Consider the following 26,069-nt stretch of genomic DNA (forward strand, 5'->3'; position numbering starts at 1 on the left):
TTCGGCATAATGAAGATAGGTGATATGCAACCGAAGGCGGTGTTAGAAGTTAATGAATTTTTTTATAGCAGGTGAAGATACAAAGATAGAAATTGAAGTTTTTACCCAGAGCTATCCCGACAGCACTGATTATTGGGATGGAAATTGGTTGAATGCGACGATAGATTGTGAGGTTCCTGGATTCAATGCAAAATTCGATTTGCATATAAGAACTGATGAATTACAAGACTTCTCCAATCAGGTAAAAGAAATGGCACGGAAAAAAACGGGCAAGGCAGCTCTTTATAACCTTGATGGTTATGTCGAAATCGAAGCGGTTTTTGAAGAGGCAGGAACCATTAGTTGGACAGCCTCTTTATGTTATCCAGCTGGAAATGGAGCAAGTTTGAAGTTTGACTTTTCAGCTGATCAAAGCAGGCTCCATCAGTTGATACAAGAGCTGGACGAAATAATATCCGTATTCCCGGTTGTAGGTGCACCTTAAAAAGAACAAGAAGGCAAGCGGCTCTGTTTCTTTTTCATTAAACCCCTGAACCAGAAAAAAGGCGATCCGATTGAACCGGACCGCCTCTTTTTGCTGTTATTTTTCTGCTTGTTCTTCCGCTTTTTTCTTTCTTACGCCAATCAATGCGCCAACCGCAACAATTCCTACCAACACTGTCCAGAAGACAATTGTCCAAGGAGTAGAGTGTGGGAAATCATGTGGCAATATGTGGACGTTTTCATGAGCCAAAGTCATAACAAGAAGTTTTACCCCTACCCAACCAACAATAACGAAGGCTGCTGTTTCAAGCTGCGGATATTTTTCCAATAGCTGTACAAATTTGTGGGCTGCAAAACGCATAATGATAACACCGATCAATCCGCCTGCAAGCATGACGAAGAACTGGCCAGAGTTGATGCCGCCGATATCAGTGAATCCAAAAACATTTAGATGAGGAAGCGTCACTGCTAGAGCAACCGCTGCAAGCATAGAGTCGATTGCGAAGGCAATATCGGCTAATTCGATCTTCAATACAGTCATCCAAAAACTGGAGCCTTTATTGTCATTCGCTTCAAGGAGTTCTTCATGATCATTGCCATGCCCTTTCCGCTGGTCGTAAATGTGTTTAACCGATATGAATAAAAGGTAAGCAGCACCAAGTGCTTGGATTTGCCAGATATTAACCAGCAATGTAATCATGAACAATGCGGCGAATCGGAAAATGAAAGCTCCCGCTAAACCATAAAATAATGCTTTTTTCTGTTGATCTTTTGGTAAGTGTTTTACCATAACTGCCATAACGACTGCGTTATCCGCCGCCAGTAGCCCTTCTAGTCCGACAAGCACCAGCAAAACCCAGGCATACTCCAATAAAACTGTTTCCATACTCCGTCTCCTCCTATTTTTTGCCAACAAAAAAGACCTCTGCCTAATAAAAGGCAAAGGTCTTGCTAAGCAAAATTATTTGCTATCACAACCGATGGCTACGAACCATGTAATGACGACTGTGAAATAGGTTTCCCTATAGCTACTCCCCCTTGACTGAAAGTCAAAGTCTATTGAGTTGTAAGGTAAGTATAGCACCTATCCTAGGATAATAACAAACTTAAATTACTAAATTATAAAAAATTTTTTTAACCTGGATTTCTTTGGATTTTGCCATGCATTAACCAAGGGGAGTTTTAAAATAAGTTGTTATTAAGCGATACTTATTTCTTTGCCAAATCGCTATTCGACTAGCTTCCTGACTTTCTAGCTTGAATCAGTGATTCTTTATATTGATACGGAATGGTTTTTTGTCAATTCTGCCAAGTCATTCACTTTAGCCTGCAGTAATTTATGATCATAAGATTTTAATTCATGCCCCTTTAATACTTCCAGAACATACAATTGCATCTTCCAAATAGTCGAGTGGTGGTGTTCTGGACTAACTTTAGCCGCAATCCCAAGTGCGTCAGCCATGGAAAACAAGACGGATATATCCTCTTTCCCATAATGCGACAACTGAAAAAAGACATTATATAAAACGGCTTCATATGAAGGAAACCGATACAACACCAATGGAGCTCCTTCTTTATTCGCTAGAACCAAATCTCCCGTCTCTAAGTGACCTATTTTCCCAAGCAATCCGCCCAGACGGACAATGATGTCATTAGCTGTATTTGGGTCATTTATGCCTGGCGAAATTGCACGAAGCGCAATCTCTACCAACTTTTGCAAGGAATAGGAAATGTCTTGTTCTGTTACCCTTTCGTTTCCAATCAAGTAGCAGCTATCTAATTTAAATTCTATCTCCTCTTTTGCATATATCTGCATGATTTGCATTCCTTTATAAACAAACTCGCCGATTGCTGCTTCAATTTGAATTTCCAGCCCATGTTCTTCGGCATAATCTATAAGCTTTTCTAACGCTAAAAACTGCAAATAACCCTCATTTTCTGCTAATACAATTTCTTTTTCTCCATTTGGCGACCAGTGAGACGAGTCGGAGATCACAACTTTATTTTCCTGCAAATTTTTGAAGTGTGAAATCACTTCTTCTGTCTCTTGTATCAAGGTTTCAATAAGTTTAGTTACCTGTACAGTCGTAGCAATATAATGGATAAAATAGGTGAATGCCGCTAAACAATAGAAGGCGATAAGAATTCCAACAAAAGTTGAAATAACATCATGTGTATATAGATGCTGCCGCATAAACAATAAAGATAAAGTGTTGTAGATGAAACCTCCTAAAAAAACCCCCAGTACCCGCCATGTCACCTTGTCATGAACAAAGTTTTTAAGTGCACGAGGCGAAAATTGCGAAGAGTACATCGTTAAAACGACTAATATGGTGGAAAAAGTGAAAGTGCTCATCGTTAAGAGTGCTCCAGACAGCGTTCCCATAATGTTCTTTGCTAAATCCACATTTGTTAGTAGAATTGAAGGAATATACTCTTTGTATTCATCAATGAGCAAAAGATCGACGTAAAAGAACCCGACAGAAAGAATCACTGCTGATACACTGAAAATTGCTGGCGTCATCCAAAACTTTTCTTTAAACCGATACAATCTAATTGCCACGTTAATTCCTCACTTTCCAAATAGAGATCCAGTCAAGCCTTATTGTCCTCCACTGTCTAACGATGGGTACTGGCCTAACATGATAATTTACAAAATTTCATCTCCTTTATTCTTTTAATGCTTCTGTTTGTGTCCAGGAAATCAGTAGTAGCATAAAAAAAGAGCGACCTTGCAGGGTCCGCTCTTTTTCGTCCGTTATCATCCATTCTAGTGGTATCTTACCGTATTGCGGCCTTCTCGTTTAGCTTGGTACATGGCACGATCCGCCTCATTCAATAATTCCTCCAAATCTTTGCCAGGTTCTGCAAACGTCATGCCAACACTCGCGGAAATGCTCAATTCCCAATCTCTCACTTTTACCGGCTGGCCGCTAAGCTCGTTTAGGATTTGCGAAGCCGTTCTTTTTGCTTCTTCCATTTCTTCAGTTGTTACTGGAACAAGCAAGACAAATTCATCTCCTCCAATTCTGGCAATCACACTGCCGGAAGGTGCCAGTTCTTGAAATACAGTAGCGACTTTTTTCAGCAATTCGTCTCCCGCCTCATGGCCATATTGGTCATTGACCATTTTAAAACGGTCAAGGTCAACGTAAAGCAAGGCAGACTTATGTTCTTCACCATTATTCCGATCAAAGTGGCCGACCAAATAAGCGCGATTGTGCAATCCGGTCAACGAATCACGGACCATCATATCTTCAAGCATTATCGCTTGGCTTAACAGTAGGCCAAGTGTCTTGATCAGTTTTATTTCATAAGCAGTAAAGCCATATGGTTTCGTATCGGCAGCGCAAAGAGTCCCAAAGATGGAATCGTTTGACTGATATATTGGCATCCCGATATATGATCCGTTAGGGATTCGTTCTGCTCCTGGGTGTCCAGACGTTAGCGGTTCCTTTGCAATGCTCGGGATAACAAGCGGTTCCCCTCCATTTTCAATAACAAGTTTACAGAGGGATTTGTTTAATGGCAACTGCTCCCCGGTTTGCAGCAAATTGGTTTTTCGATTGAACGCCTTCACGATAAAATTAGTTTCCCGATCGGTGTTTGTCAAAAAAATTGAATTTACATCGATTGTTTCGCTCAATAAGGAAATTACCTCGTCAATCACTTTATCAATTCTATTAAAATATAGCTCTTTTTGGCTTTGGATCATCTTTACCCCTCCTGTGAATTTCCCAAAAATGCTTAGGGGCTTTCGCCCGAACTTTGTTTTTCTTCTATATATTATGCCCTTTAAAAGATATTTTATTCATCGTATGTATATTTTCATGGAGAATTACCGGCCTCAAAGAAAAGCCGGCTGCTTTTGGCAGCCGGCTCAACAAAGGTTTTCAGTTTTATACCCATTTCTTTTCTTTATGGACAGTTATTTGTCTAATGAATCTTTTTACCGAAAAGTAAAGGTAAAGCATATCGACCCATTTTCTTTTGATGAAAGTGCCGATCAACTTTTTATCCATATTGCCAGAATGGAAAAAATCCAAGCTGCCTGTAACACGTTCGTCTTGCATTATTTTTTTGAGTTGGGATCTAATATGCTGAGGAGTTAACCCGCTTTTAGGATTGAATAAATTCCAGAAACAGGTCACGATTCTAGAGGTGTAAAACTGTTCGAAAAGTTCCTTGTTTTTTCCGGTATAGGCCTGGTTTCGGCGTAAAAACTCCCTTGTCGTCCCTTGCATCATTTGCATGTTCTCGAACAAATCGGAACGGAATTGGCTTGTGATCGAAGAGCTGTTGGAGTCAATGTAATAATAAGGCGTGTCTTGGCTGATGCAAATCTTCCTGCATTTCTCTATATATTGCAGATTAAAAAGCAAGTCTTCTCCCCAATTGACTTTCGTATCAAAAGATAACGCCGCTTCTTTCAGAATTTGAGTCCGGTAAAGTTTGTTCCAGTTAAAGTGGATATAATAATCTTGATACAACTCGCTGAAATTCTGCAAAAACTCTTCCAGTTCGTATTCGCCAGCTTGTTCGATGCGGAACACTTTTGAACTGATGATTTGGTTTTCCCTTTTTAAAATTTTTTTATATCCGCAAATAACAAGATCGTTGTGGTTCTCCATTGATTTTACCAACCGTTCTGTCATGTCGGATTCAATAAAGTCATCGGAATCCGCAAATTGCAGGTATTCTCCAGTCGCCATTCCAATTCCTAAATTTCTGGCAGCAGAAGGACCGGCATTAGCTTGATGCACCACTCTTATTCTGCTATCTTCCTGAGCGAACTTCTTGCAAATCTCACCGCTTTGATCGGTAGAGCCATCATTAACAAGGATCAACTCAAGGTCTTGGTAAGATTGGTTCAAGATGCTGTTTACACATTTTGAAATATATTTTTCAGCATTGTAAACAGGTACGACGATACTAACAAGTTGTTTTGAATACATAAGAGCCCCTCCATTCATATTATCTATTACAGCCGAAAAGAACGGACCCGCTAATAATTCTCGGATTATTCTAAAATTATAACATATAGATATTAAGCTAAAGTAAATTTCGTGTAGATTTTATATGATTAGCAGTTGCTGCAATGAACCTATCGTAAAGAAACTTTACTTGTGTTATACTTGGTAAATCAAATAAAACCTTGGAACCTTCGAGACTTTCTTTAGTCACTTTCCATTGCGAAAGGAGAAGTCCAGCATGAGTAGCGAAAGCATTAAAGCCCTTTTGGAGACCATTTGCCAATACAACACCGCGCGCATTACCCAAACTTTCTCAAAAGATGATATGGATGTGATCCATGTAAGGTGTTTACCTGGTACAAGCACCCTCGAATTGACTTTTATTGAAAACGAACAGATCGAACATTATGATTCGATTAATGAAGCCACTAAGGTCATTGAAAAAGCCATTAATTCTCACGTGAACGTTTAACTCCTGAATTTTAGGGGTTTTTCTTTTTGATATTCCAATTAGCGGGTTAAAAGATTTTTTCGACTAAACTTATTTTGGGTTCGAACTATATAGATGAAAAAAGGAAGAAGCGATGTTTCCAATATGGACATCGCTTCTTCCTTTTTTAAATTTTTTTAACTTTTTTAGCTTTGCTTCACCCTAATTATTTTAAAAATAGTCATTTGATATCCCTTTACGAGAAAACGAGTGACATTTAACGGCGCAAGCTACCTGACCGTGACTGAAGCCGCTTTGCTGCTATTGCCCGCGGCGTCTTTCGCTGTAACAGTTAAAACCGTACGCTTGGCTTGCGGTTTGATCTTTACAGTAAATGTTCCTGTGGATGAAGCTTTTGCGGTGCCAATTACGGTTTTCCCTTTTTTCACCGATACTGTTGCATACGGTTCAGTCTTCCCACTAAGACTTTTAGAGTAGGAATATACTTTATTGACTGTAGGTACTGAAGGTGGTGTTTTATCGAATACTTTATTTGTTGATGCAAAACTTGTGTTCCCGGCTGCATCTCTTGCCGTTACAGTAATATATGTTCCTGCTTTTTGCTTTTGAATAGGAACGGCAAAAGTTCCATCCGCAGTTGCTTTAGCAGTTCCAAGGACGGTAGACCCCCTTTTGGCAGTCACAATCGCATTTTTTTCCGTTCTTCCTTTTACGGAAGTGGAATTATCACCTATGATGGATACAGAAGGCATGTTTGGCGGTGTTTTATCCAGTACAGTTTTGGTCGCAGGCGCACTGACGTTTCCAGCGGCGTCTTTTGCCGTGACGTTAATAACCGTACCTGCCTTTTGGATAGGAATTGCCACCGAATAACCGCCACCAGTATCCGCAGTAGTTGATTTAAGCACAACACTTCCGATTTTTATTGTAACAGTCGAATTTTTCTCCGCCTTTCCGCTAATAGAGGTAGAATTGTCTGTAATCGAGTTCACTACAGGAACTGGCGGAGGTGTTTTGTCAATGACCGTAACGGTTGTCGGCGCGCTGACATTTCCTTCCGCATCTTTGGCCACTACTTGCAATTTGGTTCCGGCAGGTTGCTTCGCTATGTTCACCGCGAAAGTTCCATCAGAATTGGTTTTGTCCATGCTTCCAATTACCACTGTTTCTTTAGAAACGATAACAGTGGATCCTATTTCGGCCGTTCCGTTGACTTGAGTTGAGTTATCAGCTACCGTATTGACTTTCGGTGCCAGTGGAGGCGTTCCATCCTTTACCGTTATTGACATCTCTTTTAAAGTTACTCCAAATTCATTTTTAAGGTGTAGAGTCAAAACTGTGCCAATCGGTTGCTTAGCAATGGGAATAGAGAAAAATCCGGCCCTATCAATAACATCTGATCCGAGCACTTGACTTCCTTTTTGTATCGATATAAAAGCAGTAAGATTGTTTTGATCACCACTGCCCGTCACTGTAACAGATTGATCTGTAACTTTTGCCACGTTGACTTGACCTAGCGGCAAATTGACTTTAACTTCTCTCGTTTGTGTACTTACGTTATTCCCTTCATCAATAGCTTCTAATTTTAAAGTATAAGTTCCTGAAGCTAATTCTCTTATATCCCAGTTTCCAAGAAGGCCGTTCTCGACTGGATCTGTTCCGCTAGAGATCAAGTTCCAAGAAGAAGGTTCACTTCCGCTGCCGTAGAATAATTTGTATTCTTTCAGCCTATCGTCCTTCGCAGTCCCTTTGACTTCAACAGTCTTATACAGTAATGCTGACGAATTCGGAGATTGAATATTTACAACTGGTTTTATTTCATCATAAAATGAAACATTATGTGAGTATATCTCGCCAAAAAAACCACTGTCGCGATGATACATCTGCCATTTCAGTTGAATTTCCCCGATTGGTTGTTTTCCAGAGTAGTTGATTCTGAACATTTTTATATCATCCGGTTCTATCACTTCTTCAGGCAATAAGGAATCAACGGCTAACAAAGCGTTTTCAGATACAAGTTTAAGCTCGTATCCCTTCTCTAACGTCCAGGCTTCAGAACCCAGGTTCTTAAATCTCATAGTCATTATCCCATCGCCATTCACCGAGCTTGTAGAAAATGTTGAAGCATGATGTGCATCATACTTTTTCCTGATGACAGCGGAAATTGGCGTTGTATGCCCTGAATAATTCCCTTCTTTATCGACGGCTTCAACAGAAATGTAAATTTTACTGCCTTTGAAGAAAGTAGGAAATCTAGATGTTAAAACGATTTCGTTTTCCGTTGTCTCTCCATGACTTAAATCAAAATCCCCTGGAGTGCTGCCCATTCTTACACGATACTTTATTGCATCTTGCAGGCCATCCCACTCCACTTTCACTCGTTCCGGAGACGCTTCTGCAACAACAACATTCGATACTTTCTCAAGTGCTATACGGTTAGGAACCGAAACACGAAACTCATCTGAAGGTGCCGATTCTCCAAACTCATTATAAGCCGTCAATTTAAAATAATAAGAACGGGAATTTTTTTCTGTATTTCCGGCATTTTCGTATAGCAGTCCAGGATTACTGGAAAGATTTGTTCCTGTTCCGTCTAATTTCAATTGATAAGCACCATTTTCTATTTCTTCTGCAGTTGGCCATATATTTTTGTTGAATGATGTCCATTTACTTGTCATTCCAATATCAATCGTTTCATACTCTTTTCCATTGAAGATGGAAAGTTTATAGCCTTTGACACCGCTTTGTGTAAACCATGCTAAATCAATATAGTTTTCGCCTGAATTCAGTTTTAACCCTCTACCATAGCCGCTATTGAAACTCGGCCGAGGCGAATAATCGATCAACAAGCGTGGAGCCCTATCCAGCTGATCATATGTTTTATTCGAATAACCTTTGCTTGTATAAAAAGAACGATAGGTAGCCGGGATACCCTCTTTGCCGGTTACCGCTAAACCAAAATCAGCTTTTGGGTTCTGATACCACTCTCCCACTATTTTCGTGACGTCCCATTCATATCTGCTGCCGCCTTCTTTAATATACATAGTTTCCAACGTATAGGGTTCACTAATCTGCGGCCTATTCATCCATGTAACCGAGTCGCCACTCCACTCTGTCAATACTTTATGTATACTATAGTTTCTATTAATATATGCGGGATCCCAGTAACCTCCGTGAAAAGGATTGTCTATTTCAAACAGATTTAATTCGGCTTTATGTATAAGGCCTCCATTGATATCCGGAAGCCTGTTTCCGAACTTCAAAAAAGTGATATTTTGTTCTGAATCGCTAGTTCCAACATCCAGCTTTTGTGCTGCCGAAAAATTCTCGGAAGGCGAAGACTCAGAAACAAATGCTTGGTAAAGCGGATATCCCCCCCTTTCTCCAGCTAAGGTTGGAACTAATTCGCCCGTTGCTGGATCCGGCAAGTAGATTGGCGTTGGAAAGACTTCCAGTCTATTTGTCAAATCCATATTGCGGGTAGTTTCTGAAAACTCGGTCTTGCTTAATATCGGAAATGAATAAGCTGCAGTTGACTCCATGAAAAAGAACCACTGGCTAGCTAAAACAAAAGCAGTGATAACTGTTAACTTCCTAAGTATTTTATACAAGTAAATTCCATCCTTATAGTCATATTTTCTTATTATATATTATTTATAACCTTTTTAATGGAAATTAGCCACCTATTTTTGAACCTCAATAGTTTAGTTTAATCCCCTTTTCTACTTCTCATTCCTCTTCATTAACAGCCCTAAAATAGCCTGTTATTAATAGATATCTTTTTCTTGTCCGTTTAAGATAGAGATACTTGCTGTTCTTTTAGAAGTAAATTAAAGAAAAGAGGGAATTCAGTGAAACATATCTTATTTGATTTCGACGGAACGTTGGCGGATTCTGCCCATCTACATATGCAAGCCTGGAACGCACTTGCAGACCGCTATAAATTTAAACCCGTTACGATAGAAGACCTTCACTCGACACGGAATTTAACAATCCAGCAACGAGCGAAACTTTATAATTTTCCAATGCATAAATTACCGGTCATCTTGCCAAAGATTTATCAACACTTCAAGGAAAACATCGGAGAGGTGAAACTGTTTGAAGGGATCAAAGAAATGCTGGATGCATTATCAAGCCAAGGCTATATAGTCGGGATTGTTTCATCCAATGCAAAGGAAAACATTGAAATTTTATTAAAGCAGGAACAAATCGATTCAGTTTCACAAGTCCTTTCTTCGAGCAAAATTTTTGGCAAGGATGCGGTTATTAAAAAGTTCATGAAGCAGCATAATTTAGTTCCGAACCAGATTTTGTACGTTGGCGATGAAGTGCGGGATATTATTGCCTGCAACAAAGTCGCAGTTCCTTTCATGTGGGTGAGCTGGGGATTGGATGGCTATGAACTGATTGAAAAGGAAAAGCCTAAATATGTGATACATTCGCCAGAAGAGCTTATAGATATATTAAGTTAAAAATTTTGAGGAAGGCTGGAACTTACGCTTTCAGAAAGTAAGAGACACTTTCTTCCATGAAAAAGAACAACTGGCTAAATGGCCAGTTGTTCTTTTTGTTTTACTTTTCTTAACTTCTTGCTTCTGCCTGTTTTGGCTGCACTTTCTTTTCAGAGAGCATATAGAATGTGAGGATTCCAATCAATGAAGTGATGAATAAGATAGCTCCCATTGGAACAGCTGTCGTTTCATCAATGCCGACTAGCGGCGAGACGAGGGCTCCGATCATCATGGGAAGCATGCCGATTACAGCACTCGCGCTTCCTGCGCGGTGTCCTTGTTCTCTTAATGCTAGTGTGAACGAACTTGTCAGTGTCATGCCGATTGTAATCATATAGATGAAAATTGGTATGACAATTGTTGCCAACGGCCCTTCCAGTATAGTTGCAATCAATAAGACCGCTGTTGCGATACCTGCTGTCGTGACGGCAATTTGGAGCAGCCGTTTCTCGGAAATGATGCCGGCGAATCTTCCGATAAGATAGCTTCCCAGTATGATTGCCAAACCATTGATACCGAACAACACACTGAAAACTTGCGGAGAAACACCGTAAATCCCTTGATAGACAAAGGGTGTCCCTGAAACATAAGCAAAACTTCCTCCATGGACAACTCCTACAATTAACGTATAACCGATATACGAGCGGTCTTTTAAAAGACTCAACATCGTACGGAGCGATTGGCCGATTGAACTTGGGCTGCGCTTTTCTTGAGGCAATGTCTCAGGAAGTTTTGCACCAACTGTCAGCACAATAACTATTCCGAGGAAACCTAAAAAGTAGAAAATGGTCTGCCAGTTGGCAAAAGGAAAAGCCAAAATGGCTCCTCCAGCAAGCGGCGCTGCCATTGGCGCCACTGAATTGATCACCATTAAAAGAGAAAAGAATTTTGTCAGTTCCCGTCCACTGAACACATCACGAACAACGGCACGTGATAATACGATCCCTGCTGAAGCGGTAAACCCTTGCAGAAAGCGCGCAACAATCAGCATGGTAATGTTGGTTGAAAGTGCACATAATATAGAAGATAGTGCAAACAACGTTACGGCAATGAGGATCGGCTTTCTTCTGCCTTTCGCATCGCTAATCGGCCCTACAAGCAACTGTCCTAGCGCAAGTCCGATCAGGCACGTGGTCAAACTCAATTGCACAAGCGATGCAGATGCATCCAAATCTGCAGCGATGCCTGGAAAACTTGGCAAATACATATCGATATTCAGAGGAGCGAGTATCCCAAGAAGACTCAGAAGAAGCGCAAGCCCAAGGCGCGCTTTCCCTGTTGGATTTTGAATCATTAATACCAAACACCTTTCTATAAAAACTTATCAGTTGCTCATTTTTTGCTTATGTAATTCAACAACCTCAAAAAACAGTATGCAGGAATCCAGAGATTTTCCTTCTTCCTTGGTTTTACTTTTTTCCTTTCTTAGCGTACCACCGTGCGAGCGCGATAAACACCACTTTTCCAGATGTAAGCGCTTAAGCAGTAAAAAGTTTTTCAAAACCTTGCCTTTCTATTACTGTGCATTGTCTCCATTGCGTTTTCATTGCAAAGTTCTTGATAAATCAGCGTTTAAAATATACTAAAAAATAATCAAAAAAAGGAGCTGCCCTTTTATCGGCCGCTCCTTTTATAACCGGGATTCGAGGTGTCTTCGTCTTTTGGCTTTGAGCCATCTTAAGTCATATGGAAGCCAGCAAATGAACGGATAGATAATGATGGCCGGGATTTTATACACGTTATCCGGAAACAGGAAGTAAATTAAAATCATCCCGACCGTCAAAGAAATATACGTTATGATGAGCAGCTTGCGATTTTCTTTCGCTGTGAACAAACCATCCGCCTCCTCGGGGTGTTCTGTCAATTCCCGACCAAACTTACCGATTCTTTCATTTCGTTTTTGATCAGCTTCGTGTAATTGCTCTTTTCGAATAATTTCAGCTGCTGTTTTTCCACCATATACGTAGCGTTCATTAATTTATAGTCGTGCTTTGCCCCAAAATACCCGGTGTCTATGCCGTATATGATAACAAGGGAAGCAATGGCCCCGACCACCTTCCCGATATACGGTATATAAGAAAGCAACAACGAAGTAATGGTAATTGCCGCTGCTTTGTCTGGAATTTCAATGGTGTAGTAGCGCCACTTTCCGTAAATCCATTTTCCTTTTAATCCTGGAGAAAGTGCGTTGCTTGAAACATCAAGCTGCACACTGGCTTGATTCAGTTTCTGAAGTTCCACTTTTTCCTCTTGGCGGCTCCACTCTTCAGAAGAAAATGAGATAAATTCGTCTTTCGCTTTATCCCGCACGACTTCCACTCTGTCCTCCGTACCTATAATGACTGTCGTTACCTTGGCCCCATCGTCCACCTGTCTCGCGGTATACGTTTCCCCCATGATTTCTATGCTTTCGTAAAATACAACGTTCTCCCGACTGCTCTCTGCAAATGCGTGAGTCGGCGCAATTGATGATGACATCAGAAGAATGAAGACCATTAGAAAGCTGATGCTGGCCTTCAACATGTTCGATCCTCCTTATTAGAATTTTCAGTCATATTTTTACTATATAATATCACATAGTTATTATTGCGTATAGAAGAAAAAGACCTTATTCCTTGCAGAAATGAAGTCTTTTAAAATATATTTTCACTAAATTTTTAGCTTTTAAGAAGGGGTTGTCAAAATCCTTTTTTCTTGTAAGCAAATGCCGCTCTTCTTCTGACATATTCACATTCATCTAGTAAAAAGTGGGTAAGGAAAGTTTTTATTTCTTGATTATTTCCATCGATCTCTCCAAGTCCATAAGCTACTTGCCACCTTGCATTATGGTCAGGAAAGAATAAAGAATGTTCGGCAATGGATAACAATTGGTTTGGAATGTCTATCAATGCCTCTAAAATGATTTCGCATTCGTTGTCTCGAGCTAAAATATAAAGAAATTCATTTAGTAGGTTTGAGTTCCATTTTTGAACCGGAGTGGCCACGATCAGCATGTTTATATAGTGATATATTCTGTCCCAATGAAAGTACTCAATTTCCCATTCACCAAAAGATTTATCTCCTTTTTTAGCCCAATTTCTGAATAACTCAATCTCTAAAAGCAAGTTATGCATTTCTATATTGACGCCCCCTTTTCTTTTGTGGTGTCGAGTACTGCGCAATCGAAGATCACTCTATAAAAGTCTACGTTAATCATTGGTGAAGCTGCTTGTATTATAATGTTTTATCGCAGTATTTTGGGTGAAAGCAAAAATATGTACCCGATTGAAAATACGCTCATGAACAAAAAGTATACCGATAAAAACCCAAGGCCTTTTGTAGGAGAATCGGCTAAGCCGATGCTTGCGCTAAAAAGCAATACACCGATTGCCAGCATACATGCATTAAAGGCCAATTTATTATTTTTTAAAATCCAACTAGCAAGCAAGTAAATTACTACTAAAGCAGAGCTAATCATAAGAACCGGGAAAAGCGGCTGAAACTTTGCCGCATAGATAAAATGATCAATTCCCATTATTTCGCCCGGAGTGGTGACTTCTCCATGCCTCCATACTGAAAATATCGCAGTATGCTTCCATTCCCAAGGTATGTCCAGCAGTTTAGCTCCTTCATACCAACTAATAAATGCAGAAAAAATAAAAAAACAAGATGCTGTCAGCAAGGCAACGACACGATAAAACCCCATAAGTTCATCCCCCCTCTTTTTATTTATTGCATTATTTGACCTATCAGTTTTCAACATCCAATATTCGTTTTACGTTTAAATCTATATAATCCCTAAAATCCGCTAAATCAGTTTTATCAAACACATTATCTGAGTCTTTATTGCCATATGCATTTACGGCTTTATACATAATAGGACAAAACTTTGTCGGAAGATGTACGGCTCCCCACCTGCCGGCTTCAAGTTTTGATGAAATTGTACCGTCCTGCAAAAACAAGTAAACGCGCATCATATTTAAGATGCAGTAGACGGGTTTAAGAAAAATGTTAAGGAGACAATCCTCATAATCTTCTAGAATAGAAGAAAGATAGTCCGATTGAGGAATAGTTGGAAAGACTTCATGAATAGGACTGCCCTGTAAGCAAATACCGCGCTCTTTAAGAATCGTGAAGTGGGCTGCCAAATCTCCATCCTTCTTTTCTTCAGCATTTAAATACTCTGTCGTTCCTTCCTTCAATTCCCGGTCATACCTTTCCCGCCAAAACTCGCTGAAATGAAAATCGTACAATGATGGATGTTGCCACTTCCTTAATTGAGAATGGTTTAAGATGCTTATTTCTACCGGGAACGGGCGACTTGAGACGCCTAGGAAAAGTTTTGCCAACTCTTTTTTGGCATTTAAACTTAAAGGGTGCTTTGTAACTAAGATCAAGTCAATATCGCTGCTGTTTACATTAAAGCCGCCCATTGCGAGTGAGCCATGTAAATAAGCACCGACAACTTCGCCATCGATTACAATATTGGTTTTTTCAAGCAGCTCCATTACGAACCTTCTTACCTCTTGTCCGCAATTGTCCCATTGGCCTATCATGTTAACAGCCCTCATTTCATGGCTTTTTATACTTCATAAATTAGAGAGCTATCACCGACGCCTTGTAGTCGGATCAGCCTCATCGAATGGAGTAATTTAAGATTTATTTATTTCCGCTTAGCCTACAATACAGTTGCCTTCACACACTAAATATTACCATATTTATAGAAATTTTAAATCTACAGTTTTTAGACGACTGCTCGGCTATTAAATTCAACTTCTAACTTTACGTAAAGGAAGTCTCAACTTTCCCAGGCCCATGCTGAAAACCAATAACAGAACAGCGATGGATAGCATGGTGAAAGTAGCTGCAATTACAGTCGCTTGGATAGAAATTAGTTGGGACGCCGCACCTATTACTACTGTAGCTCCAATAATCAACAGAGCCTCAAGCAAGCCATAAACACTGACGATTCTTCCCATCTTCTCTACCGGGATATTGTTCTGTGAAAAGGTCTGGAATCCTGTATTTGCAAAAGCAAGGGCAAAGGCAAGGACAAAAAACCCGATTGCTGCAACTTGAAAAGAACTGAAAAAAGCGTAGACAATATAACCGGCAGCGACCATCACCGACCCTCCTCCCATCAAGAAAGAAGGCTGCAATTTCTTTACGAGCAAGGCGTTGATAGTGGCACCGACAATTATACCGGCTCCCGCTATACTGACTAAAAATCCATATTCGCTGTCCGACAGCAAAAGCACTGATTTAGCAAACGAAGCTTCCTGCGAATCAATGGCAGTCGCGATGACCATCAAACAGTTAAAAAGAAAGAAAGTGAACATGACTTCATTGGATTGGCGGCTGAATTTCATGACTTCCGCCCAATCTTTACGAATGGCAGTCCAGGACAATGGGGTGCCGGCCAATTTAGTAGATTCGAATTTTTCTATTGTTGGAAGTTTAAGCATCAATAGAGCAGAAACAACCAAAGCCGCTGCATTTAGATAGATGGATACAATGGGAGTGCCTATTATAAAAAGCAGCCCTGCTATGGCGGGACCTAGCAAAAATGCGCCTGAATCGATCAAGCTTCTGAACGCATTGAACCGTTGCCTTTGTTCTGCGGGAAGTAATTTGGTGATATAGGAAAGGGATGCGGGTTCAAACATCGACCCCGCCATGTTAATAATCAGTACTAACGCATAAATCACCCATAACGAAGAAGCAAATGGAATCACAGTAATGAAAGCTGCTCTTAAGAAATTAAGAAAGATCATCAAGTTCCGTTTGTTCGTCCTGTCAACAACACTGCCAGCCCATCCATTCGTCAATAAAGCTGCTATGGGTTTGACGATATAAAGCCCGGCAACCGCTAGTGGCGATTGGGTCATATCAAATACCAATAGATTAAGTGCAATCAGGTAAATCCAGGCTCCTATGTTCGATACGCCTATTACTGATAAGAGCAAAAATTGCTGTTTCCACAATGCGAATGGGTTCATAATGAACTCCTTTCTTCTCCATATTTGAACAAAATAAAAAAATCCCACCCCCAAGACTAATGTCTTGGGGACGAGATTCATAAAATCGTGGTGCCACCCCTATTCGCTAATATGTCACCATACTAACCTTATTTGGTACAGCGATGAACGCATATACCTCAGCTCTATAACGGGAGCTCCCGCCACACCATCCCCTAAAGATCAGGTTCCTTTGTGATGCTCAGAGGCTTGTTTCGATAACAAACACATACTCCTTTTCACCAACCGGAGCTCTCTAAGATGGATTTGTTTACCTACTCTTCTCTTCATCGCTTTTAATTTCTAATTTCAATTATCTTAGCACATGATTTAAAAGATGTGTTTTATAATTTTTTGATTCCTTATAATATATTTCGTGTTTTCTCAATCAATTTATTAACGCATTAAAGGATTTGCAAAGCACTTTTAGCACCCAAAGTATGACTACACTTCCGGTTATAACTTGGTTCTGACATTACATTTCTGGTAAACAAAAAGGGCAATCCAACAAAGTAAAGCTACCCCAAATAACGTATGGAAATTTAGCAAAAAGCCAGAAGTACTGCCAAAAGCAACTTTCGCCTGAAGCATTTCGACATTTCCCCATGCCAAGGCGATATTTGGCCTGTACATCATCGTTTTGGCATATCCAACGGCCATGGTAGCACCATAAAAAATAATATGCATTACTCCCGAAGCTATAATGGCGTAGACAACATTTCTCATTCCAAATACCTCCTCTTTTCCTAAATTTTAGTATATCAGCTCTCTTATAGAATTGGTTAAAATTTTTAAATTATTCTTACTCCTAAATATTCAGAAACAGAGTCTTAACGCAAACAAGCATAAAGAAAGCCAGCTGATTTACTGTCAGCTGGCTTTGTCGCTAAATAGATTGTTGTTTTTTCACTCTAGAAACAGTCATCCCGTCCCCAATCGGCAAAAGAACGGACTCTAACAGAGGATGGTTGGCTACTGTTTCATTAAAAGCTAGCATATTTTCTGTATACTGCTTCGGCTGCAAGTCGCTATCCGCTACAGTTCCTCCTGCAAGCACATTGTCAGCGACTATTAGGGCTCCGGCTTCCGCTAACTCGATGCAAGCAGCTAAGTAATTCTCGTAATTTTCCTTGTCTGCATCGATAAAGAAAAAGTCGAATCGCTTGTTAAACGCAGCAAGCTGCTCAAAACTATGGAGTGCTGGTCCAGTCATATAAGTGACTTGTTGGCCGAATCCCGCTTTTGTTAAATTCCTTTTCGCCAAAGCTGCATAAGTTTCCATCAATTCCAGCGAAGTTAAATGACCGGTTTCTCCAAATCCTCTGGCCAGGCATATTCCGCTGTAACCGCCAAGCGCTCCAATTTCAAGGATATTTTTGGCTCCGGAAACCGCTACAAGCATGGTGAGCAATTTGCCGGAAGAAGGTGATACTGAAATCGGACGCATGCCGTTTTCTTCAATGGATTGGAGAACTTCCTCCAATAGATCATCTTCGTTTTGAAAAATCGAGTCAATATAGCAGTTGATCTTTTTCATCCAACAAACTCCTTCGCTGCATTCAAATGGTTTCGTCTTCTTCCCGTTTACTGTTTTCTTTTGCTGTTTTTTTAAATTCATTTAGTTCAAAAAGCAATACAAATTCATCGATGATTGTTTCAGTGGCTTTCAGTTCACCGACCAAAATGGGGTAGATTGTCTGAAGTTCCGGTGTTTCTAACTGTTTCTTCAAAGTAGCCCGCCTCTGTTCCATCTTTTCCAAGAACGCGATAGCTCTTCCCCGGCGGAAGGTCTTGGCACCTTTAGGTTGTGAATGAAAATCCTTTCTTCTAAGTCTTTCACCGTGTTTTCTGTCTTTTTCTTCTTGTTGTTCGTCGAGTGCCATAAAATCTCCCTTTCAATATATATACAAATGTATACATTCCTATTTTCTTTTTAGTATACAATAGTATACACAAAAACAAAGTATTTTGTATACTTTTGAATACAATAAAATATTTATTGTTGTATTCTTTTGTATACCCAAAAAAAGAAGAGAAAAGCCTAAAATAGGCGTTTCTCTTCCATAAGCGCTTTAACACGGCATTTTTTATACTGAATTCTATTTTCAAAAATGTACAAGCTGAGAAACCCTAGAATCTAATGGTTCAGCCTTTTATTAAAAAAGGAACTTGAAAAAGACCTTATTATTAATTGCCCTATCAAATAAACAATGCCAGTGAAGACCACAGCTCCAGTGCGGCCCACCGGTTTAAACCAGCCATCATCCGGAATAAAATACATAACTAATGCTACGGAAATTAATACTGTAAAAATATTTACAAATACTACAGTGCTAATTCTTATTTGACCAGCTAAAAACCCTGATAAGACCACCGCTAATGCTGATCCGTGCAACAAATACGGCGCTTCTTCATGCTGGATATGCTCCCCATACTCATAAAAGTGAAATAAGAACGGAGCCGGTATTAAAGTAAAGACTAACCACACTATTTTCATCTTGTTCTCCCTTGGATATTCCATTTTTTAAAATTGTCTTCTGCAATTATTCTTTGTGTAGATATAAAAGTGGTCATCTTATAAAATAAAATGTTGTAAGCAATGTTCGTACTATATCAATAAGCTTAAATAAAAAAGACGCTATAAAAAAACTGCCAGTGCCTTCTTGCTGATAGGACATTGGCAGTTCAGGATTTACATTTAGAGTCATCGCATAAAGTTTAATAGCTGCCTGATTCTAAAAATTTGATCAGCTCTTCTTTGGATGAAGCGCCCATGTATTCAAGGGGATTCACTCCATCTGGTCCAGCTAAGGAAGGATCAGCACCGTTTTCCATCAGAAGAATCGCACTTTTATGATCTCCGAACATGACAGCGGTGCCTAGAGCTGTAGAATAATTGTCGGCTGTATTGGCATTCGCACCTTCAGACAGCAGATACGATGCAACAGCAGAATGTCCTGAGTAAACGGCATACATCAAGGCATCTGCACCTTCAGAATCTTTTTTGTGAATATCTTCACCACTTTTTACCGCTTGCTCCACTTCGGATAAATTTCCAACAGATGCAGCGGTCATCAGCGGTGTTTGGCCTTCGACCAAAAAATCTTCTTCCGCATATAAATCCTCGTCCCAGTTTGTAGGAATGAATTGTGAATAAGCAAACGCTCCTCCAGCAAAGACGGCTATGCTGATAAAGTAAACAGCTCCCAGGGTTCCGAATAAAAGCATAGCCCCTAGTACAATCTTGCCTGGATCTTGGGTATAGAAACGAACGCCGCTTTTTTCAAACTTTTCCAGGGCTTGAATCCGCTTTGGAAGACGCGGGTGCGAGGAAAGTACTTCGCTAAGCCAGACAAAAGGATTCGACTCTGTCTTAATTTGCTCTCTGAAGGCGTCCACGTTTATTTCTGCATACATCTTTTTGCCGATTCCAAGAAGTGCAAGCGCCCGTTTAGCAGCCGGCCCATTTTGAGTGATATAAGCTGCATGGCGGTCGCAGGTATATTCGCACGATCTGCTGTATGCTTCGCTCAAAAACGGGATAAATTTTGCCGGCAATAGTAATAAATTTTTCCAAACGTGCCTGTGTTTTATATGAGCCAGCTCATGGGCAATGATGAAGTCTAGTTCTGCATGCCCTTTTTCACGTGCCAGTTCAAACACTTCAGAATAAAGTACAACCATATTACGGCCGAAAAATCGTGTGGCGAAAGCGTTTAATGCACCTTCAGATTGAATGACAAACACATCAGGCACTTTTTTAAGTCCTATCTCTTTTGATAGCGTTTGGACGCTTTCATACACATCTGGAAACTGCTTTTCGTGAATTCGTACTCCATTTCCCCGAATCGACCCGAGCATTAATGCGTTGGTGAATAACAGCAGCACAAAAATACCAAGGGCGACCGCAATGCCGATGATAGAGACCGCCGTTAGAGCATAAATGATAATACTCACTACAAGGCTGATAATAAAATACACGGTCTCCCTAGTTGAATGAATTTCTGTATGTTCCATTATTTCCTCCCTGAAAATATGTAATTTCTTACATATAATAGCACTTAATATCTAATATTAATAGATATTTTATGAGGGATAAATATTAATCTTTGCCAAAAAAAATTGCTATAAGCGGTCAAAGTCTTGCCAGATAATTTTCTTAACATTCTTCTTCGCCAAAACCGCTTTGAAATACGATAAGAGCCAGAAAGATCGAGTCTTTCTGGCTTCTTTCACACTTGCGACTGGCGCTATAAAACACTCCGGTAAAGCGGGAAAAACCCTTGTTTGAGAACTGATTGGCTACTGGCTAGCTTTACTAATTCATCGTAGATATCTTTATTGTAGACTTTCATTCCCAACATGAAATTATAATGATTGCCGTTAGTGAACGAAGATTTGAACTCAAACAAGCTGTCGTTTTCCTGGTAGCCTCCACCGAGATGAAGGAATTTGCACCCCAAATCTTTGGCGTACTGTACCATAAAATCAAAAATCAAATTATTCGGCCGAAGTTCAAGGTATTTTTTATCGGAAGCCCCAAGATGATAATGGGCTAGATCTTTAGAAGTTAGAAGGAGTACAGAGGAAATGACTTTTTCACCGTGAAAAACAAATAGCAAGTATGAATTTGTGAAAGCCGTATCAATGAGCTGATCTTTAAAAATAGCATAGTCAAAATAATAATAATCATCAGCGTTTTTTCGGTCCATCGTCGTTTTATATAAGTCTAAAAATATCTCAATGTTTTCAATGTTTTTCTCTACCACTCGGCATTGGAGATTGCGTTTGACCGCTTTTTTAATATTCCTCTTATTCATGTTGCTATAACTGCTTCGTATGTCTTGAAGGTCAGGCAGCAAGTCGACTGCTGTTGTTTTTCGCACATATTTCAGTTTGCAGTATTCACCAAGATAATCGGCGTTTTTCAAAAGTGGATGCAGTCGAATAACTTCAGAGACGATATGATTTTCTAAACAATATTTCTGAAAAACAGAAGCGAATTCTTCTAGAACTAATTCATTTTTGGAAACAAGGGGGCCGCCATATCCATATGGGTTGGTTATATCATAAAATTGGCCGTCCATATGGCTGTTTATAGGACGGATAATGATGGGATAAATAACAGAACCCCATTCATTTTCGAAAAATATCAATTTTGCTTGCCCACTTTCAAGTTTCGCGGTCCAATGGCAATACTCGTATGTGTAATAAACATCAAACTGACCAAAGCTGCTTACTATATTGTTCCATGCTTCCCGCTGTTCAATGATTACTAGTTTTGAATTGCGCGTATCAGTTCCCATGTAGAGTGCTCCTGTTCGTGATCTGTCGTAAATTCCTATTTAAAACATATAGGACAGATTTGCAGAAACAATGAAGAATCAATTAACTTCTTTCGAAATTTATTTATTATACTAAAAAAACTGACCGGGATATTTCCGACCAGTTTTTTATATATTATCCCGCTTCTTAAATCCACTTATATCCTATTCCCCAGACAGTGATAAAATGCTCGTCAATCGGAAAACCGGTTTGCCGAATTTTTTCCCTGACATTTCGCACATGTGAATCGATTGTCCTACCTTCTGTCTCCGAATCGTATCCCCAGATCAATTGGATCAACTGATCTCGAGTAAAAACTTTGTTAGGGTTTTTTAATAGATGGCCCATCATCAAAAATTCCTTCGGTGTCAATTTGATGATAATTTCCTGGTAACTGAGTTCAAACTTTTCCTCATTCCATACCAAGCCATCCACTTCTATCGGGTTTTTTGGCGCTCTTCTGCGCAGCAGCGCATCCATCCGGGCTAGCAGTTCCCCTTCATGAAAAGGCTTCGTAATATAATCGTCAGCACCAAGTTTCAAGCCTTTAATAATATCTTCTTGCTGTTGGCGCGCTGTCAGCATAATAATCGGTACATCTGAAAATTTCCTGATTTCACCGCAAAGTTCCCATCCATCCATTTCCGGCATCATAACGTCCAGCAATACAAGGTCGAATGGTTCTTTTTCTAAAAAGGCAAGCGCTTCATACGGTCCTAACGCTTTTTGACAAAGGTACTTATGGGGCTTCAAATACAAAGCCACTAAATCGAGCATCCGTTTTTCATCATCTACTAATAGCACCTTCCGCAATTTGAGCCCCCCTATCCAATCTGATGTTCACGGTTGTTCCCTTGCCATACTCGCTTTGGAGTGAAATACAGCCGCCATGCAATTCCACGATTTCTTTTGCAATAGCCAGGCCCAAACCGCTTCCACCAAGTTCTCTTGACCTGGATTTATCTACGCGATACAGTCGTTGAAAGACATACGGCAAATCTTCCTCCGGTATTCCTTCTCCTTCATCACTGATGCTGATTTCAATCGTTTCTTCATGAAGCTTCCCTTCAAGGACCACTAATGCCCCTGTCTTTGAATACTTACGAGCGTTGTCCAATACGTTTAGCAAAACTTGCTGGAAACGTTCGCGATCAATTAAAGCGATTATATTCGGGTCAATCCTGGTAGACAAAGTAATATGCTTTTCCTCAAAAGCTGGCCGTACCAAGTTTGCAACGGTTTCAAATAGCTCGCCTATTAGTACATCTTCTTTTTTGATAGAAAATTGGTTGTGATCTAATTGAGCCAATTCAAATAGATGTTGAATCAATGCTGTTAAATTTGCAGTCTCTTCCCGAATAATGCCGAGATATTCTCTTTTCTCCTCATCAGAAGCATCTTGGCGGCTGGCAATATCGGCATACCCTTTTATATAGGTTAAAGGAGTCCGCAATTCGTGTGAAATATTGGACAAAAATTCGTTTCTTGCATTTTTCAACTGATCTAAGTCATTGGACAAAGCCGTTATGGCTTTCGCTAATTCACCTAGTTCGTCTTGGCGCCCGATATGAAGTTTCACCTGATTGTTTCCTTTGCTAATTTGTTCGGTCGCTTCCTTCATCCGGATCAAAGGCAGCGTAATTAATCGCGATAACAGAAAAATCGTAATGATGGTCAGTGCGATTGCCACCAGACCGGCAACTAGAAATTGATTTCTTAAATGGCTGACTCTTTGTTTGATCGGTCCGGTATCGGAAAACATAAAAACATGGCCCCGATGCTCTCCTTCAATGGTGATAAGGCTATCAGTTGCGATAAATTTTTTTGCATTCCAGCTCTCTTCCGCGATTCTCCCTTTTTGTGAAGCTTCATGAAAATCGGTGTGCTGCAAAACTTCGTTCATTTCGGGTTCAATTGCATCCGAATGAGCTAGTAACTTGCCGGATCCGTCCGTAATGATGACTGTAAAACTAGAAGCCGATTCCATCATGGCTACATGATTCAAAGTTTCAGGTTCGAAACTGTCTTCCAATACGGCACTGTGTGTATTTCCTCTCGCAAGCAGATTTGCCATGACTTCATCAACTCGTTCATTGACGAACGTAATATATAAAGTTACAAATAAAACCGATTCAATAATAACGATGAACACAAAAAATAGAAGTCCAATTTTTAATGCTAACTTATTAAACATGGCATACCTCTTTACGAATTTCAGGTGAAAGCATCGATAAGATACGAGTCAGCCTTTGCATTCATCAAATTTTTCAATTTCAACTACTTTTCATCTGTTTTCTGTTAACATCTTATATCGTTACTGCAAAGATTCCCATAGTTTTCCGTGGTCGGTTGAGACGTGGATTCTGCCTTTGAATGTATAAAGGGCGAGTTCTGACTCGTCAGCGGGATTTTGCGAAATAAAAGCGATCGCGTCTTCCTGCATTTCCGGAAGAACAAGCGGCTCTGTCTCCTTATTCTCAACAGTATACTTCATAAGTGCGGCAGTAGTGCCGTAGCTGCCGAAATAAAGATGGTCTTCTGTAAAAAACACAGCCGTGCCTCTTTCATCTGTAATCCGATCAAAACTATCACCTGCGTCGCTTGAGAAAAAGACACCTTCCGAAGTTGCTGCCGCTACATAATTAGAATCTAGCGGGTGAAGCGCAAATCCAGCTATCTCTCCGATCAGCCCTACAGCTTTTACAGGTTTCCAGGTATCTCCTTTATCGCTGCTCTTAAAAAAACCTGTTTCGAGCAAAGAGTTTTTTGCCGGATTAAACAAAAAGATGTCGTGGCTATAATAGCCTACTGCCATGGCATGAAAATCCGTCTCTCCTTCAAAAGCAATTTCTTCAATTGTCTCGCCTCCGTTAAAGCTTCGCTGAATTCCAAGGGGATTGGGAAGGGCTGAATGTGCCTCCGGATGCCCTGAAGTATAAAAGCCTTTATCTACAGCGTTAAATCCCATATAGTCATGGAAATTTCCCTTTGTTTCCAACCATTCACCTTCGCGATATATTTTTAATCCGTGATGTGAAGCGAAATACAAGCCGCCGTCATTTCCAGCATAACCCATGCCGTGGACATGGCTTAACTTTCCATCAAATGGCACTTCAAATGATTCTGTTGATTCTGTTGCTTTCGTATTGTTTCTTTCATTGCTGTTGCATCCTGCCAGCAATAGACCGGCCAGCAGAATTCCTGCACTTTTTCTTCGTTTCTTCATGATTCAAACCTCCACATGCTTTTCTCATAGACATACGATTCTTGACATTGTACCAGAAAAGTTTTGATTTTTTGTGCAGAATGTTTCCTGGTACCGCACATGGTTTGTATAAAAAAAGAGTCTTATGAGCTTTCCTGCACATAATATGCAGAAATATCGAGTAAAGTAGAGTTATATCAACTTAACAGGAGGGAATAAGATGCCTAAAAGTAAGTGGAGCATGATGGTCCTGTCTCTTCTTGCAGCGCTGATGCTAGGAGCGTGCAGTACAGGCGGCGGGACAGAAGAAGGAAATCACGACATGCAGGGTTCTGAAGAAAACCAATCAAGCCACGCGCATATGGACCACTCAGGTTCCGCAGAGGTACCGGATGGTTTGGAGGAAGCTAAAGATCCAGCATTTAAAGTCGAAGACACTGCAATACTCAACGCCGATCATATGGAAGGCATGGACGGCGCTGAAGCGACAATCGTCGGTGCTTATGACACTGTTGCCTATTCCGTTACCTACACGCCAACTACTGGGGGCGAACCAGTAAAAAACCACAAATGGATTATCCATGAAGAGCTGAAAGATCCGGGTAACAAGTTATTAGAAAAGGGCGATACAGCGACTCTTGCAGCGGATCATATGGAAGGCATGAACGGTGCCGAAGCCACAATCGATTCATCTGAAAAAACGACGGTTTATATGGTGGATTTCACACCGACCAGCGGCGGCGAGAAAGTGACTAATCATAAATGGTTGACTGAAGATGAGCTGTCGCCTCAATAATCTTTGCGCTAACCCCCATTGCTGCAGAAGGCCAAAACGGAGAATCGTGTTTTGGTCTTCTGCGTTTATTTTATATCGTCCAATATTTTTCTAAGCAGTATTAATATTATGGTTAAAAACTATTGATTGGCACTGAACACCTTTCTTGTTTTTTATACTTGAAAAATTAAAAAAGTATAGTAGAATTTACAAAGTAAACTCTATATATCTTGTCTGTATAACCTTTAGAATATGGCTTAAGGGTCTCTACCAGGAACCAAAAAATCCTGATTACAGAAAACGACTTTTCGTTTTCTGTAATCAGGATTTTTTGTTTTTTTCTGAAAAAT

Annotated in this window: 25 protein-coding genes, 1 riboswitch and 1 other annotated feature; of the genes, 4 read left to right on the top strand and 21 right to left on the bottom strand. The window is 40.2% G+C overall.

Translation table 11 applies throughout. The features are described from left to right. Positions 1-52 precede the first annotated feature (52 nt). Complete coding sequence (locus B0H99_RS04640; RefSeq protein WP_106532477.1) at positions 53-484, top strand: WapI family immunity protein; 432 nt, start codon at positions 53-55, stop codon at positions 482-484. Between the two features lie 96 nt (positions 485-580). On the opposite strand, the gene B0H99_RS04645 is transcribed toward B0H99_RS04640, so the two are convergent. The 4 genes from B0H99_RS04645 to B0H99_RS04660 all read right to left on the bottom strand — a co-directional run bounded on the left by B0H99_RS04645 (position 581) and on the right by B0H99_RS04660 (position 5,438). Further along, entirely contained in the window at positions 581-1,369 is a 789-nt protein-coding gene (locus B0H99_RS04645) for a TerC family protein (RefSeq protein ID WP_106532478.1), read from the bottom strand. 387 nt (positions 1,370-1,756) lie between these two features. Beyond that, positions 1,757-3,046 (bottom strand): DUF2254 domain-containing protein, encoded by a 1,290-nt coding sequence (locus B0H99_RS04650; RefSeq protein ID WP_245894392.1) that lies wholly within the window; start codon positions 3,044-3,046, stop codon positions 1,757-1,759. Between the two features lie 207 nt (positions 3,047-3,253). Then, on the bottom strand, positions 3,254-4,198 hold the full coding sequence (locus B0H99_RS04655; protein WP_106532480.1) for a sensor domain-containing diguanylate cyclase: 945 nt from the start codon (positions 4,196-4,198) through the stop codon (positions 3,254-3,256). 184 nt (positions 4,199-4,382) lie between these two features. Next, the gene (locus B0H99_RS04660) at positions 4,383-5,438 is read right to left on the bottom strand and encodes a glycosyltransferase family 2 protein (protein ID WP_181313570.1); all 1,056 of its coding nucleotides are present in this window, start codon (positions 5,436-5,438) and stop codon (positions 4,383-4,385) included. Positions 5,439-5,694: 256 nt separating this feature from the next. Here B0H99_RS04660 and B0H99_RS04665 point away from each other — a divergent pair, with 256 nt between their 5' ends. Further along, positions 5,695-5,928 (top strand): hypothetical protein, encoded by a 234-nt coding sequence (locus B0H99_RS04665; RefSeq protein WP_106532482.1) that lies wholly within the window; start codon positions 5,695-5,697, stop codon positions 5,926-5,928. Positions 5,929-6,176: 248 nt separating this feature from the next. Here B0H99_RS04665 and B0H99_RS04670 read toward each other — a convergent pair whose 3' ends face one another. After that, the gene (locus B0H99_RS04670) at positions 6,177-9,518 is read right to left on the bottom strand and encodes an Ig-like domain-containing protein (RefSeq protein WP_106532483.1); all 3,342 of its coding nucleotides are present in this window, start codon (positions 9,516-9,518) and stop codon (positions 6,177-6,179) included. 240 nt (positions 9,519-9,758) lie between these two features. Here B0H99_RS04670 and B0H99_RS04675 point away from each other — a divergent pair, with 240 nt between their 5' ends. Beyond that, positions 9,759-10,379, top strand: coding sequence for an HAD-IA family hydrolase (locus B0H99_RS04675; protein WP_106532484.1), 621 nt, complete (start codon positions 9,759-9,761; stop codon positions 10,377-10,379). 109 nt (positions 10,380-10,488) lie between these two features. Here B0H99_RS04675 and B0H99_RS04680 read toward each other — a convergent pair whose 3' ends face one another. From B0H99_RS04680 to B0H99_RS04755, 16 genes are all read right to left on the bottom strand, one after another. Continuing rightward, complete coding sequence (locus B0H99_RS04680) at positions 10,489-11,712, bottom strand: Bcr/CflA family efflux MFS transporter (RefSeq protein WP_106532485.1); 1,224 nt, start codon at positions 11,710-11,712, stop codon at positions 10,489-10,491. A 336-nt stretch (positions 11,713-12,048) separates the two neighbouring features. Then, complete coding sequence (locus tag B0H99_RS04685; protein WP_106532486.1) at positions 12,049-12,252, bottom strand: hypothetical protein; 204 nt, start codon at positions 12,250-12,252, stop codon at positions 12,049-12,051. A 26-nt stretch (positions 12,253-12,278) separates the two neighbouring features. Next, positions 12,279-12,941 (bottom strand): hypothetical protein, encoded by a 663-nt coding sequence (locus B0H99_RS04690; protein ID WP_106532487.1) that lies wholly within the window; start codon positions 12,939-12,941, stop codon positions 12,279-12,281. A gap of 155 nt (positions 12,942-13,096) precedes the next feature. Continuing rightward, positions 13,097-13,531 carry a HEAT repeat domain-containing protein gene (locus B0H99_RS04695; RefSeq protein WP_106532488.1) on the bottom strand — a complete coding sequence of 145 codons (435 nt, stop codon included), beginning with the start codon at positions 13,529-13,531 and terminating at the stop codon, positions 13,097-13,099. A gap of 110 nt (positions 13,532-13,641) precedes the next feature. Continuing rightward, entirely contained in the window at positions 13,642-14,160 is a 519-nt protein-coding gene (locus B0H99_RS04700; protein ID WP_106532489.1) for a DUF4306 domain-containing protein, read from the bottom strand. Next, positions 14,147-14,905, bottom strand: a complete 759-nt coding sequence (locus B0H99_RS04705) for an aminoglycoside adenylyltransferase domain-containing protein (RefSeq protein ID WP_181313571.1) — start codon at positions 14,903-14,905, stop codon at positions 14,147-14,149. Before B0H99_RS04705 ends, B0H99_RS04700 begins: the two co-directional genes overlap by 14 nt. Before the next feature lie 261 nt (positions 14,906-15,166). Further along, positions 15,167-16,396, bottom strand: coding sequence for an MFS transporter (locus B0H99_RS04710; protein WP_106532491.1), 1,230 nt, complete (start codon positions 16,394-16,396; stop codon positions 15,167-15,169). Positions 16,397-16,459: 63 nt separating this feature from the next. Next, positions 16,460-16,714: a binding site (T-box leader), on the bottom strand. A 156-nt stretch (positions 16,715-16,870) separates the two neighbouring features. Then, positions 16,871-17,140 carry a hypothetical protein gene (locus B0H99_RS04715; RefSeq protein WP_106532492.1) on the bottom strand — a complete coding sequence of 90 codons (270 nt, stop codon included), beginning with the start codon at positions 17,138-17,140 and terminating at the stop codon, positions 16,871-16,873. Positions 17,141-17,300: 160 nt separating this feature from the next. Next, complete coding sequence (locus B0H99_RS04720) at positions 17,301-17,951, bottom strand: O-methyltransferase (RefSeq protein WP_106532493.1); 651 nt, start codon at positions 17,949-17,951, stop codon at positions 17,301-17,303. Between the two features lie 22 nt (positions 17,952-17,973). Next, positions 17,974-18,144 carry a hypothetical protein gene (locus tag B0H99_RS18010; RefSeq protein WP_245894394.1) on the bottom strand — a complete coding sequence of 57 codons (171 nt, stop codon included), beginning with the start codon at positions 18,142-18,144 and terminating at the stop codon, positions 17,974-17,976. A 407-nt stretch (positions 18,145-18,551) separates the two neighbouring features. Continuing rightward, positions 18,552-18,911 carry a hypothetical protein gene (locus tag B0H99_RS04730; protein ID WP_106532495.1) on the bottom strand — a complete coding sequence of 120 codons (360 nt, stop codon included), beginning with the start codon at positions 18,909-18,911 and terminating at the stop codon, positions 18,552-18,554. Between the two features lie 221 nt (positions 18,912-19,132). Continuing rightward, positions 19,133-20,431 carry a M48 family metallopeptidase gene (locus B0H99_RS04735; protein ID WP_106532496.1) on the bottom strand — a complete coding sequence of 433 codons (1,299 nt, stop codon included), beginning with the start codon at positions 20,429-20,431 and terminating at the stop codon, positions 19,133-19,135. Between the two features lie 233 nt (positions 20,432-20,664). Then, positions 20,665-21,720 carry a lipid II:glycine glycyltransferase FemX gene (locus B0H99_RS04740; protein ID WP_106532497.1) on the bottom strand — a complete coding sequence of 352 codons (1,056 nt, stop codon included), beginning with the start codon at positions 21,718-21,720 and terminating at the stop codon, positions 20,665-20,667. Between the two features lie 166 nt (positions 21,721-21,886). After that, on the bottom strand, positions 21,887-22,552 hold the full coding sequence (locus B0H99_RS04745) for a response regulator transcription factor (RefSeq protein ID WP_106532498.1): 666 nt from the start codon (positions 22,550-22,552) through the stop codon (positions 21,887-21,889). Further along, a complete protein-coding gene (locus tag B0H99_RS04750; protein ID WP_106532499.1) occupies positions 22,527-23,933 on the bottom strand; it encodes a sensor histidine kinase in 1,407 nt (468 codons plus the stop codon). The genes B0H99_RS04745 and B0H99_RS04750 overlap by 26 nt, the downstream gene beginning before the upstream one ends. Positions 23,934-24,053: 120 nt before the next feature. Beyond that, a complete protein-coding gene (locus B0H99_RS04755) occupies positions 24,054-24,965 on the bottom strand; it encodes a F510_1955 family glycosylhydrolase (RefSeq protein ID WP_106532500.1) in 912 nt (303 codons plus the stop codon). Positions 24,966-25,164: 199 nt separating this feature from the next. On the opposite strand from B0H99_RS04755, the gene B0H99_RS04760 reads away from it, so the two are divergent. Then, entirely contained in the window at positions 25,165-25,740 is a 576-nt protein-coding gene (locus tag B0H99_RS04760) for a YdhK family protein (RefSeq protein WP_106532501.1), read from the top strand. A 193-nt stretch (positions 25,741-25,933) separates the two neighbouring features. Next, positions 25,934-26,033, top strand: a riboswitch (purine riboswitch). The last annotated feature ends 36 nt before the right edge of the window (positions 26,034-26,069 follow it).

It is taken from the genome of Planomicrobium soli (assembly GCF_003014655.1).
In the GTDB taxonomy this organism is placed as follows: domain Bacteria; phylum Bacillota; class Bacilli; order Bacillales_A; family Planococcaceae; genus Planococcus; species Planococcus soli_B.

Excerpts from the sequence above, each read along its gene's own strand:
- B0H99_RS04640 (WP_106532477.1), top strand. The coding sequence starts at position 53 with ATGAATTTTTTTATAGCAGGTGAAGATACAAAGATAGAAATTGAAGTT.
- B0H99_RS04645 (WP_106532478.1), bottom strand. The coding sequence starts at position 1,369 with ATGGAAACAGTTTTATTGGAGTATGCCTGGGTTTTGCTGGTGCTTGTC.
- B0H99_RS04655 (WP_106532480.1), bottom strand. The coding sequence starts at position 4,198 with ATGATCCAAAGCCAAAAAGAGCTATATTTTAATAGAATTGATAAAGTG.
- B0H99_RS04660 (WP_181313570.1), bottom strand. The coding sequence starts at position 5,438 with ATGTATTCAAAACAACTTGTTAGTATCGTCGTACCTGTTTACAATGCT.
- B0H99_RS04665 (WP_106532482.1), top strand. The coding sequence starts at position 5,695 with ATGAGTAGCGAAAGCATTAAAGCCCTTTTGGAGACCATTTGCCAATAC.
- B0H99_RS04680 (WP_106532485.1), bottom strand. The coding sequence starts at position 11,712 with ATGATTCAAAATCCAACAGGGAAAGCGCGCCTTGGGCTTGCGCTTCTT.
- B0H99_RS04690 (WP_106532487.1), bottom strand. The coding sequence starts at position 12,941 with ATGTTGAAGGCCAGCATCAGCTTTCTAATGGTCTTCATTCTTCTGATG.
- B0H99_RS04695 (WP_106532488.1), bottom strand. The coding sequence starts at position 13,531 with ATGCATAACTTGCTTTTAGAGATTGAGTTATTCAGAAATTGGGCTAAA.
- B0H99_RS04700 (WP_106532489.1), bottom strand. The coding sequence starts at position 14,160 with ATGTTGAAAACTGATAGGTCAAATAATGCAATAAATAAAAAGAGGGGG.
- B0H99_RS04705 (WP_181313571.1), bottom strand. The coding sequence starts at position 14,905 with ATGGAGCTGCTTGAAAAAACCAATATTGTAATCGATGGCGAAGTTGTC.
- B0H99_RS04710 (WP_106532491.1), bottom strand. The coding sequence starts at position 16,396 with ATGAACCCATTCGCATTGTGGAAACAGCAATTTTTGCTCTTATCAGTA.
- B0H99_RS04715 (WP_106532492.1), bottom strand. The coding sequence starts at position 17,140 with ATGAGAAATGTTGTCTACGCCATTATAGCTTCGGGAGTAATGCATATT.
- B0H99_RS04720 (WP_106532493.1), bottom strand. The coding sequence starts at position 17,951 with ATGAAAAAGATCAACTGCTATATTGACTCGATTTTTCAAAACGAAGAT.
- B0H99_RS04730 (WP_106532495.1), bottom strand. The coding sequence starts at position 18,911 with ATGAAAATAGTGTGGTTAGTCTTTACTTTAATACCGGCTCCGTTCTTA.
- B0H99_RS04735 (WP_106532496.1), bottom strand. The coding sequence starts at position 20,431 with ATGGAACATACAGAAATTCATTCAACTAGGGAGACCGTGTATTTTATT.
- B0H99_RS04740 (WP_106532497.1), bottom strand. The coding sequence starts at position 21,720 with ATGGGAACTGATACGCGCAATTCAAAACTAGTAATCATTGAACAGCGG.
- B0H99_RS04750 (WP_106532499.1), bottom strand. The coding sequence starts at position 23,933 with ATGTTTAATAAGTTAGCATTAAAAATTGGACTTCTATTTTTTGTGTTC.
- B0H99_RS04755 (WP_106532500.1), bottom strand. The coding sequence starts at position 24,965 with ATGAAGAAACGAAGAAAAAGTGCAGGAATTCTGCTGGCCGGTCTATTG.
- B0H99_RS04760 (WP_106532501.1), top strand. The coding sequence starts at position 25,165 with ATGCCTAAAAGTAAGTGGAGCATGATGGTCCTGTCTCTTCTTGCAGCG.